The following is a 12,306-nucleotide window of genomic DNA, read 5'->3' on the forward strand; positions in this document are numbered from 1 at the left end:
CTAGGAGAAATTTTATTTTTATAATCTTTTAATCTTCCTAAGCCTGCTGTTACCCAATCATTACTAAAGCTTTCCTTTGTTGAGTAATCCACTGTGCCAGGTAATATTTCTAATATTTTCTTACGTAATTCTTCTTTGTTCTTTGATACTTCTGTATCTTTCTTATAGGTTATTTTAAATACTTCTATAGCTTTATTTCCAAGTTTATTCACAGCTTCTATAGTAATTGTATTTAATCCTTCTTGTAATAAAGCTTTATACTTTCCTTCCAGTGGTAAAATTTCTTTATCATTAAATTTTACCAAAGGAGTTATTTTTCCATCATTTTTATCATTTGCTTCTACTGTAAATTCAGCTTGTTGTGTAGAAGTTATTCCACTTTCAATACCTTGTACTTTTATTTGTGGTAAAGTTTTGTCTTTTGTATCACAAATAATTTCAAATGTTTTTTCTACAACATTTTTATCTTTATCTTCCGCTTTAACTGTTATGGTATTTTTTCCTTCTTTTAATACTGCTTTATAATTATCATCTTTTCCTTTCAATACTTCATCATTACATTTAACAATAGGAGTTAACTTTCCATCTTGAGGATCTTTTGCTGTTACTGTAAATGTAATTTCTGATTTATTAACTGTTTCCCCATTCATAATTCCTTTTACAGATATTTCAGGTTTTTGTTCATCCTTTTTATCCCTTACATGAATTACAATAGGATCTGGCCTTACAATATCAATAAGACCTTTACTATCTAATCTAGTAGCAGATATAGTATAATCTCCTGGCTTATCAAAAGTAAGAACTGTATTTCCTTTTGAGTCTGTAACTACTTCTTTTCCGTCCTTAATGTATGGTTTTCCATTTACAAGAATTGTAGCTCCATCTACTTTCTCTTCTATTTTTTCATATCCACCTGTATATCCAATTAGTTTTATCTGTACATCATTATTAACTGATATATTTGTTTCATCTGCAAACACTTTTGTATATATATTGTCAAATCCATAAGGTGAATACATCCAAACAATTTCGTCTCCATCATTTAATGAAGTTCCATTACAACCTACTGGCGGGAGATCATCATTTACCCTATACAACCAACCAGACATTCCTGCATGATCATGTTCTCTATCACCAGCAATCATTGCAATATATAAGCTCCATCCATAATCCTGGAAGTCAAATAATTTAGATTCATCTGTATCTCCAGCCTTTTTTTGTCTGAAGCCAGCATCAACTAAAGCTTTTACAATAGCATGAGCATTGGTTGGTTTCTCAAATTTACTTACATCCCAACCATTAGATTCTCCTGCACTACCTCCTGATGCTTTTCCTAAATGCTCACTTAAATCAAACAATCCCACTTCTAATTTTGTTCTTGGTAAAATTGTGTGATTATATCCTTCTATACGCATGTACACTTCATATTTATCTGTAACAGTAACTTTTACACTTTCTTTTACCTTTGCATCATCTTTTAATGCAGCAGTTAAAATAACTGTTCCATTTCCTATAGCTGTTACTTCTCCTGTTTTTGCATCTACTATTGCTACTTTTTCATCACTACTACTAAATACAAACTCTTTTCCTGGTATTACATTGTTTTGTTCATCTACTGCTTTAGCTTTTAAAGTGCTTTTATCTTTAGGGTGTAACTTTTCTTTACTTCCTTCAATAATTACTTTATTTACTATCACATTAGATTTGTAAACTAATGTATACTTTTTATTTTCTGTATTTCCAGCTTTATCTTTTGCTGTAATTTCAATAGTATTGTTTCCCTCATTTAAAACCACACTATATTTTCCATCTTTTTCAGTTATCACTTTATCATTACATTTAACTTCTGGAATAATATTTTCATCTTGATTATCTGTTACTTGTACAGTAAATGCTATTTCCTTTGTAGATACTACTGTATTGTCTTTTATTCCATTTACTATAATTTGAGGCTTTTCTGTATCATTTTCCAAAACAATTATTTGTCCTAAGTTTACTGAATTATTATGAAAATTAGCTATTAAAGTATATTCTCCTTTTGGTGCTTTTATTTTTCCTGTAGCCTTCCCATTAGCATCTGTTTTTCCTATCAATTTGCTATTATCTAAATAAGCTACCTTATCCTCATAATAGGATTCCCAATATATTTTTACATCTGGTTCTGTTTTTCCATTAGCAGTTAATATAATATTAAATTCCTCATTATTATTTACTTTTTTAGGAAAATCGCCTTCAATTTTAGGTAATATTACTTGAATAGGCTGTGCTGCTGCTCTAATATATCCATCTTTCTCAGCAAAAATACGATAATCCCCTTTAGTTTCTAATTTAAAACTTGCTATACCATTAGCATCTGTATTTGCTTCTATTGGTTTGTCCCAATATCCATTCCAATATTTAAAATACTGCGCAAAAACTTTAGCATCTTCTATTGCTTTGTCTTGCTCATCTTTCACAATAACCTTAAACCCTTCATTAACCATAGCTTCTTTAGGTGTTTCTAATTTAAATTGTTTAGTAGCTCCATTATAAGAGCATATAACACTATCACCTGTTTTGATTATCACAGTTTTGGGATTTTCTACAACTTTTCCATTGATTATTACCGAATAATAACAAGTATCCTCATCAAGTGATATCAATTTTCCTTCTTCATTAAATTTTGGAGCATATTTCTGCTCTTCAAAAATATCGTCCACTGGAATTTCTAATAAATCCTTTAAACTTATCTCTGCTCTTGGAATTTTTATTTCATCTGAAAAATCAGTCTCATCTTCCAATTCTACTCTTAAATGTACTTTACCTTCTGTTTTTTGTTTATATGTTATTTTATAGCCTTCATATGCTCTGTTTCCTGCTATATCTGTAGCCTCTATTGTTATTGTGTTTTCTCCATCCTTTAATGTGACCTTATATTCTCCATTTGTTCCTGTTACAACTTCTTCATTTAGTTTAACTATTGGTTTTATATTTTTATTTTTATTATCTGTAGCTGTTACTTTAAATGATAAGTTTTCTTCATTTACTTCTTGTCCGTCTTTTATTCCTTCTAATTTTATAACTGGTTTTTCAGATCCTTTATCATTGTTTTTTCTAACTTTTATAGTAATTGGTACTGGTCTTACTATGTTTATCTTCTTTTCACCTTTAGTAGTTTCATCTGAACCATATCTTATAAGAGATAGTTTATACTCACCATTTTCCTTAAAATTTAAAGTAGCCTTTCCATCTTTATCAGTTTTTATTTCTCCTAATCCATTATAGTTTTCTTCTTTTCCATTTACTATTTTTGTTATTACAACTATAGTATCTTTCATAGATACTAATCTTTTTTCATAAGTATTTATATCTGTTTCTTCACCTTTAGCTGTTAATACTACTGATTCATTTTCTGATATCTCTGTTTTATCTACACTTATTTCTGTAAATGCATTTAAGAATCCAAAAGCACCATAGAACCAAATAATTTCATCGCCATCTTCTAAATAGTTTCCCTCTGCTCCTACAGGTGGTAACTCACCGTTTACCCTATACATCCATCCTGAAAATCTTCCTTGATCAAACTCACCATCACCATCTAATTTTGAAAGATAGAATGGAACATTATATCTAATAGTTCCTTTTTCACCATTTCCTACTTTAAACCCTCTATCTAATAAAACTTTTAATATAGCATGTGCATGAGTAGGATTGCTATATTTATCAACTGTTCCTAACTTAGGTAAATCTACAAGAGGAATTGATACCTTTGTTCTTGGAATTATAGTATGATCATATCCTTCAACTCGTATATATACGTCTTTTATATTTTCCTCAATTTTAAAGTGTACCTCATCACTTATATTAGGCTTGTCTTTTAATGCTGCTTTTATTACAACACTACCTGCGCCTATTGCCATAAATTTATTAGGCTTATAATTATTCATTTTTCCTAACTTTTCATCATTTATTGTAAAGATTAAATTTTCTACAGGTAATGCTTGATTATTTTCATCCTGTACCTGAAGTTCAATTTTGTCTCCAACCTTCACTTTAGTAAAATCGTTTACTATTTTTATAGAAATTGTCCCTATACTATCACTTTGTATTTTATTTACTATATCGTGAATATCTAATTTCTCATTAGTTACATCTTTCTTTTCTTCATTTACTGATGGCTTTTCAATATCCTTTTTAACATTTTTAGAGGAATTTTCTTTTTTATCCTCCTTAATAACTTCTTTTTTCTCTTCAGTAGCTTTGTTTTTAACTTTTAACGCTTTATCATCTTTTTTTGAGCCTTCAGTAGCCTTATTTCCGTTTTTTACTACTGGACTGTCTTCTTTAGTAGCTTCTGCAAATACTGTTTTCATTCCTACAATTCCACTATCTACACTAGTGAAAACCATGACAAATGTCATAAGCATGCAGAGTATGCTTTTAAACTGCCTTTTCTTAGACATATATTGACCTCCTATTAAATTTTAAATACAAAATTATGCATTGTTTTTATTATTACAAATAGGAAAACTTTTTATAGTTTTCCTATTTACAATTAAATAACTTAATCTTTTATTTTTCCTACTCTTACAAATCTATATGTTTACTTTGCTGATGATTCATATGTTTTCCAATCATATATGGATGGTCTTTCATTTTTTAAATTTCCATTTTCATCTTTTTCGCTTAAGAAAAGTTTATACTCATCTAATGCATATAATGCTTGTTCTGTTGCCATTCCATTAACTCCACCAAATCGTTCATCATTTATGTGAGCAAATCCTGCACCACCAACTTCAAAGCTTAAAAGTGCATCTACAACACTTCTCCCATTTTTCACAAATCTCTTATCTTTTCCCGCATCTATTCCATTTGTACAAAGCCCCATTATAGCTTGAGCACAACTTTCTGAATTTACTGTCCCCCATGATTTAAATCCACCAGCATTCTCTCCATCTTTTATCTGTAGCTCTGATAAGCAATTTACTGCATTATCTACAGCCTGTTTTACTTTTTTATTACTCTTACTATAAGGAGCTAATGCTGTCATTGCCATTCCAGTCATATCTGGATCGCCTTTACTTCCACCAAATGCCCAACCACCATCAGTAAGTTGTTGATCTAATATGCCCTTTATTATTTGCATTTTTTTCTTCTTAGGTACTTCATATTTAACTGAATACTTACCTGATGAATAATCTGCTGCATCTAATGCAATAAGACCAAATACTAATGCATTAATTCCTTGACTATTAAGATCTGCATTGCATATCTTTTCTATAAGATTTATTCCTGATCCATTAACATTTGTAGGATCTCCACCTGCCGCTAATACTCCAAGTGTAATTCTTTCATATTCCGTAGGTCTACTTTCAAATAAATCCTTATTATTCTTATCTTGTAAATACGTTACAACATCCTGTAGATAATTCTTATTTTCAGATAATTTATTAATTTCCTTTCCTTTACCTGCTCTATCAAGACCTATAGCAGCCCAATCATTTGAATAATGATGGTTCATAACTGCTTTAGAAGTTCTTTCTACTGCAGCATCTATAACGCTTGTTGATACAGGCATTCTTAAACTTTGATATGATTGTGTAGCTTCAATAGTAGCAGCATGTACATATATTTGTCTCATTCCAATTATTCCACTGTCTATAGTACCTGCTAACATTAATGTCATGATTGAAGTAGAAATTATCTTTTTAAATTTAGATTTTTTTAACATATTAATTTTCCCCCTTAAAAATATAAATAATTTTTACTAAAGCTACCTCCCTTCTTTATGTAGTAACTAAGATTTGATATAATTGAAACGTATATATTTATATAAACAACATGGATATATAGAAAACTTATTATGCGTCACCATTTATAAGTTTTACTATATTATCCAATGTTGTTTTTAACTTTTGGGTATTAACATAAAAAACACCTTGTTCCCAACGAAAACAAGGTGTTTTTTATACTAAACACATATCATAAAAGCACTTAAATGCTAAATAGATACTTAACTTTCCTTGGAAGTTGTATCAAAATATAAAGTAGGTATCCTGACTTTTGGTTCATCACTTTCTTCCGCCTTCTCAAGAATAATCTCAATGGCATATTGGAATAAGCTCACCAATTACAGTGGCCGGACCGTTGAGGATTTTCACCTCATTCCCTATTGTCTTAACGACAAGCTTTATATTTAATTTATTCTATTATCAAATTAAATATTTTATATTACACAAGTGTAAAATGTTGTAATTTATATCTTCTAGTATTATATACCATATTTTAATATTTTTCAACAAATTATAATATATTTACATAAATAATGAAGTTAAACATATTTGCTTTATTTTAATATAATAAACAAACAGAGTTCTAAGCTTCATTTCAAATTAGGAATTCTTTTATTTTACTTCACTAACAACCATATTTGCTTCAGCAACATATTTTGATTTAAGTGCTACAAATTTTTTCTCTTTACTATCATAGAAGTTAATTTTCAAACTGTTTTTGCTTATATTTTTCAAATCTGAATTGTTAATCTTAACTCCAATTTTTGTTCCTTTCATATCCAATTTTTCTTCTTTTTTATGATCATCAATTTTATATAATTCTATATTATATACTGGTGAAACAATCTTATTTTCAGAAGACATACTATTAATTACCTCTCTTTTAACATTGTCCTTTACAGCATTTTTTCTAACTTCTACATTTTCATATAAGTTTACATTTTTAATTTTATTATATGGTAAATTTATTTCTGAATCTTTAAATGAAAGCTTAATTCCAAACTCTTTATCTTTTAAATAATTTATACCTGATTTATTTAATCTTAAAATAGTATTTTTATTGCTATCATCACTTATTTTTATTGAAATATTCTTTACATCTTCACTTAATTTTAATTCTTTATTTTTTTCTTTCATTGTCTTAATAATATTCTCTGCTTCTTTTAATTTTGAAGCTATCTTATGTTCATCTACAGTAACTATTTCTTTATCCCCTATTTTTTCTATGTTTAATTCCTTTCCTGTTAATGATATGCTATTTAATTCTTTTTTTAATTCATCCAGATTCTTGTCTTCTTTTCCAGGCTTAAATGAAGCTCCTCCTCCACCACCTGAACCTCCAGAACTTCTTTTAGTAACAACTACTATACATTTATCCTTTTTATTTCCATCCTTAGTTGCTACTTCTATTTCAGCTTTTCCTTCTTTTACACCCTTAACTTCACCGCTTTTATCTACTGTAGCCACTTTTTCATCAGATGATTTAAATATTAATTTCTTGTTTGTTGCATTTTCAGGTGTTATAGTTACTTCTAACTTCTCACTTTTTCCTTCTTTTATCTCTAAATTATTTTTATTAAACTTTACACTTTCAACTTTTATTTCACTACTTGAATCTTTAGTAGAAAATTGAAAATCTTTTAATTCTCCACCTACATTAACTTTTCCACTGTAATCTAAGTTTTCTTTAGTTTTAAACTTAAAATTAAATTTACCATTTACATCTGTTTTGTCTGCATCTATATAATACTTTGTGTCACCGTTCCAAGTTTGTATCATTACATTTTGTAGTGCATGATCAGAAGTTCCATCTATTGCCACCTCTGATCCATCTACTTTTACTTTTACATCAACCTGAGCAAAAACTGTACTGCTCATACTCATTATAACAAGTTGTAATGCTATAAAACTTCTCAAAAATTTTCTCATACCTTTTCCTCCTTATCTAAAAACAGTTTACTTATCTTATTAAAATTCCATTGCATAGCTATTCTATTTTACAGATATAGTAACTGGCTGAGGTCTTACTATATCTTTTAATCCTTTATTATTAATTCTTTCTGCTGATAATTTATAATTGCCTGCTTTATCAAACTTTATAGTTACATTTCCATTAGCATCTGTGATAAATTTGTTACCACCTATCGTTAATGGGCTATTATTAGCATATATAGTAGCTCCTTTTACAGGCTCTCTAAACTCTTTCCAAGTATTTATATCATTTTTAACTCCATTTAATTTAACTGTTACTGGTTGTCCTACTTTTGTATTAGTAGTATTTACGTTCATTTCTGTAACTAATGTATCAAATCCATAAGCTCCAAAATACCATAAAATTTCATCCCCATTTTTTATAGGTCTTCCTTGGCATCCTACATTAGGTAATACGTTATCTACTCTATACATCCATCCTGAAGTACTTCTATGATCAAATTCTCTGTTTCCTCCTATCATAGCTACATATAAACTCCAACCATAGTCCTGAAGGTCATAGTCTTTTCCATGTTTAAATCCATGATTTTCTAAAGCTTTAACTACAGCATGAGCATTTGTTGGTTCTTTAAATTTATCTATTCCCCATCCCTTAGATGGTGTTGCAGAAGATCCTGCAGCAGGTCCTGAATATTTATTTAAATTAAAAATACCTGTAGTTACCTGTGTTCTTGGTACAAAGGTTCTGTCATATCCTTCTATTCTTATGTTAACTGTTACTTTATTTCCTACTTCTCCATTTCCTGAATTGACACCACTAGTTGTTGGTTTACTAGATGTATTTGGAGTAGTTTTATTTTGCTTCTTAGCTTCTTCTTTTTTCTTTTCCTCTTCTTTCTTTTTAGCTTCTTCTTTTTTCTTGTCTTCCTCTTTCTTCTTAGCCTCTTCCTTCTTCTTTTCTTCTTCTTTTTTCTTGTCCTGAACTTTATCTCCATTTTTATCTTTATCTAATTTAGTATCATTATTATTCGTATTACTTTCCACTACTCTTGTCGAACTAATAGCAGTTTGCTTGTTCATTCTATAGTTTTTTAAAAATAGCCATCCTATAAACATGACTAATATAGCAATGCAAGCTATTATTATATTCTTTTTATTTTTCATTTTATAGAATTCCTCCATTATTATAAGATGTATCCTTTAAAAAATTAGGTACCTCTTAAAGGTACCTAATACAATTTAATTTATTTAAATATTTTCTGCACTATTTCTTGTACCTTTTCACTTATTGATGCTTTTCCACCAAGTATTATAACTTCATCTGTCTTTTCCTTATCTATGAACCTTATTTGTTCATTTACAGAAGCATCATTTACAAGTAATAATGAACCATTCATCTGTGCTGCTAATGCACTACCTGATAATGCATCTGGATAATTCTGTCCTGATGCTAAAAGTATAGATTTGTTATTTTTAAAATGTTGATTTACTTTTAAAGATGTATCGTATCTATCCTTACCTGCTAATCTAGTTATTTTAATTCCAGAGTTAAGCTTATTTATTTCTCCTTCAACATTTTTGCTTATTGCTCCTTCTCCTCCTATTATAAATATTTCTGAAGGTTTTGTTCCATTAATTATATTTTTTATATAGTCAGGAAGAGTATCTTTTCCACTTAATAATATTGGATATCCATTTATGCTAGCTGGTGCACTAACACTTAATGCATCTGGAAAATTAAATCCATTAACTATTACAACAGGAGTTTTTTCTTTTATATTTAATTCTTTAAATACTTCATTACAAGTCTGTAATCTATCTTTTCCATATAATCTTTTTACTTTGTATCCTGAATTTTTAATTGTATTTTCAATATTACTATTTACCGAAGCTTCTCCTCCAAGTATATATACATTACCATCTTTGGATACATTACTATTTATATAATATAATGCTTTTTCACTACTTTGAACATCTTTTCCGACAAGTAATACAGGTGCATTTATTTTTTTAGCTAAAACACTTCCACAAAGTGCATCTGCAAATCCAAATCCAGAAGATACAATTACATTTTTACACTTTTCTTCATCACTTCTTGAATTTAATTTTTTAGCTGTATTTACACAAGTTTCAAATCTATCTTTACCTGCTACTCTTTGAACTTTTCCATTTCCTGTAACTACAAATACATCTTCATTTATATTTAAATCTTTAGATCCATCAGTTTCTTTTTTATTGTCTTTATTGTCATTTTTGATGTTTTCTATATCTTTAAATGTTGTAGGTAATTTTTTATCATCAAACCAATATATTGATCCCTTACTACTTGCAAAAGATTTATAAGCTACTAAAGCTTGGTATGCTTGTTCAGTAGATATTCCGTTAACTCCGTCGCTACCATCCATTAGATGATAAAATTCTCCATTTGATTGCTGAAATCTTAATAAATTTTCTACTAGATTCCTATCTCTTGTAAATTTAGGACTTGTAGGATCTATTCCATTAGCACAAAGTCCTATAATAGTTTGAGCACAACTTTCACTATTGTTCTCTGTAAACCAAGAATTAAATCCCCCATCTTTTCTTTGAACATTTGAAAGCCATTCAACAGCTTCTTTTATAGCATCTGTAACCTTTTTACCACTTTTACTTACATAGCTATGATATGGAGCTAAAGATATCAATGTCATAGATGTTATATCTACATCACTACGATCTCCACTCATATTTAAATCCCATCCACCATCACTGTTTCTATTATCTAATACATAATCTAACATATATTCTCTTGTAAATTTAGCTCCAGCAGGTATTGTATAGTTTTTAGTGTCTAAAGCTATAAGTCCATATATAACTCCATTCAATCCTTGAAAATCAATTTTTCTATTTGGATTTTTAGGATCATAAAAATTATATATTTTATCTAAAAGATTATATCCTCCTATATTTGTTGGATCTCCTCCTGCTGCTACTACTCCTAAAGTAATTCTTTCATAATCAGTTACCTTATAAAAATATCCCTTAGAATCTTTTAATAATTTTTCAGTACTTTTTAAATAATCACTATTATAATTTGTTGGCAATTTAAGTCCAGATTTATTAAATGCTACTGTTTTCCAATCACTACTCCAAGTTCCATTAGCAATTATAAACTTATGAACTTTATCCATAGATGTATTTACTTGATTTATTAAATCGTCATTTGCTGCACTTACTTTTATAGGAATTATATTTATAGAAGTAAGCATAAATAGAAATGTCATAATAACTGATATAATAGATTTAATTCTATTTTTCATAATAATTATCACCCTTTTATTTTATATTTTTATTACTTTACATTTATTGTTATAGGCAAAGGTCTTACTAAGTCTTTTAAGTTTTTATTGTTAATTCTTTCTGCTGATAATTTATAAGTTCCTGGTTTATCAAATTTTATAGTTACCTTTCCATTATCATCTGTAATAAACTTTTTACCACCTATTGTTAATGGACTATTATTAGCATATATAGTAGCTCCTTTTGCAGGCTCTCTAAACTCTTTCCAAGTATTTATGTCATTTTTTATTCCATTTAATGTTATTGTTACTGGTTGTCCTACTTTTGCACTAGAAGTATTTACATTCATTTCTGTAAATAATGTATCAAATCCATAAGCTCCAAAATACCATACAATTTCATCTCCATTTTTTATAGGTCTTCCTTGGCAACCTATATTGGGTAATACATTGTTTACTCTATACATCCATCCTGAAGTACTTCTATGGTCAAATTCCCTATCTCCACCTATCATCGCTATATATAATCCCCAGCCATAATCCTGAAAGTCATATCCACTACCTTTTTTAAATCCATGGCTTTCTAATGCTTTAACTACTGCATGCGCATTAGTTGCTTCTTTAAATTTATCTACCCCCCATCCTTTTGAGGCTGTAGCAGAAGAACCTGATGCTGGTCCTAAATAAGGATTTAAATCAAAATTTCCTGTAGTTATTTGAGTTCTTGGAACAAGAGTCCTGTCATATCCTTCTATTCTTATATTAACTGTTACTTTATTTCCTACTTCCCCTTTTGTTGAATTAGTACTACTAGCTGATGATTTGTTAGATGTATTTGAAGTAGCTTTATTTTGTTTTTTAGCTTCTTCTCTTTTCTTTTTAGTTTCTTCTTTCTTTTTAGCTTCTTCTTTTTTCTTAATTTCCTCTTTTTTCTTTTCTTCTTCTTTCTTTACATCATCTTTATTTTTTTCTTCTTTCTTTACATCATTCTTATCATTATCACTATTACTTTGAACTACTCTAGTACTAGCAGTAGTCTGGTGATTTGTTTTATAATTTTTAAAAAATAATCCACCAACAAATATGGCTAATATGGCAATGCAAGCTATTATTGTATTTTTTTTGTTCTTCATTTATAGCCATTCCCCCAACTATATAAGATTCTTTGGGTATACATAACAAATATACACCCAAAGTTTTTCTTTATTTTAAATCGTCGTCCAATATTAGTAACTACTTAATTTCCCCTACTACCATATTTCTTTCAGGAACAAACTTTGATTTAAGTAGTATAAACTTTTTCTCTTTACTGTCATAGAAGTTAA

6 protein-coding genes and 1 riboswitch are annotated in these 12,306 nt (G+C 28.8%); all 6 genes read right to left on the reverse strand.

What is annotated here, in order from left to right; translation table 11 throughout:
• The coding region (locus T514_RS25315) for a DUF4430 domain-containing protein (protein WP_034869986.1) at positions 1 to 4,442 on the reverse strand (4,442 nt) is incomplete at its 3' end.
• A 140-nt stretch (positions 4,443 to 4,582) separates the two neighbouring features.
• Complete coding sequence (locus T514_RS25320) at positions 4,583 to 5,710, reverse strand: prenyltransferase/squalene oxidase repeat-containing protein (RefSeq protein ID WP_051542250.1); 1,128 nt, start codon at positions 5,708 to 5,710, stop codon at positions 4,583 to 4,585.
• A gap of 298 nt (positions 5,711 to 6,008) precedes the next feature.
• Positions 6,009 to 6,187: riboswitch (cobalamin riboswitch) on the reverse strand.
• A gap of 196 nt (positions 6,188 to 6,383) precedes the next feature.
• Positions 6,384 to 7,700 carry an Ig-like domain-containing protein gene (locus T514_RS25960; protein ID WP_051542251.1) on the reverse strand — a complete coding sequence of 439 codons (1,317 nt, stop codon included), beginning with the start codon at positions 7,698 to 7,700 and terminating at the stop codon, positions 6,384 to 6,386.
• A gap of 63 nt (positions 7,701 to 7,763) precedes the next feature.
• The gene (locus T514_RS0121740) at positions 7,764 to 8,867 is read right to left on the reverse strand and encodes a DUF4430 domain-containing protein (RefSeq protein WP_027626639.1); all 1,104 of its coding nucleotides are present in this window, start codon (positions 8,865 to 8,867) and stop codon (positions 7,764 to 7,766) included.
• A gap of 80 nt (positions 8,868 to 8,947) precedes the next feature.
• A complete protein-coding gene (locus T514_RS25965; protein ID WP_051542252.1) occupies positions 8,948 to 11,002 on the reverse strand; it encodes a cell wall-binding repeat-containing protein in 2,055 nt (684 codons plus the stop codon).
• A gap of 32 nt (positions 11,003 to 11,034) precedes the next feature.
• Complete coding sequence (locus T514_RS0121750) at positions 11,035 to 12,114, reverse strand: DUF4430 domain-containing protein (RefSeq protein WP_027626640.1); 1,080 nt, start codon at positions 12,112 to 12,114, stop codon at positions 11,035 to 11,037.
• Positions 12,115 to 12,306 lie beyond the last annotated feature (192 nt).

The sequence above is a fragment of the Clostridium lundense DSM 17049 genome (assembly GCF_000619945.1).
GTDB classification, from domain to species: domain Bacteria; phylum Bacillota; class Clostridia; order Clostridiales; family Clostridiaceae; genus Clostridium_AO; species Clostridium_AO lundense.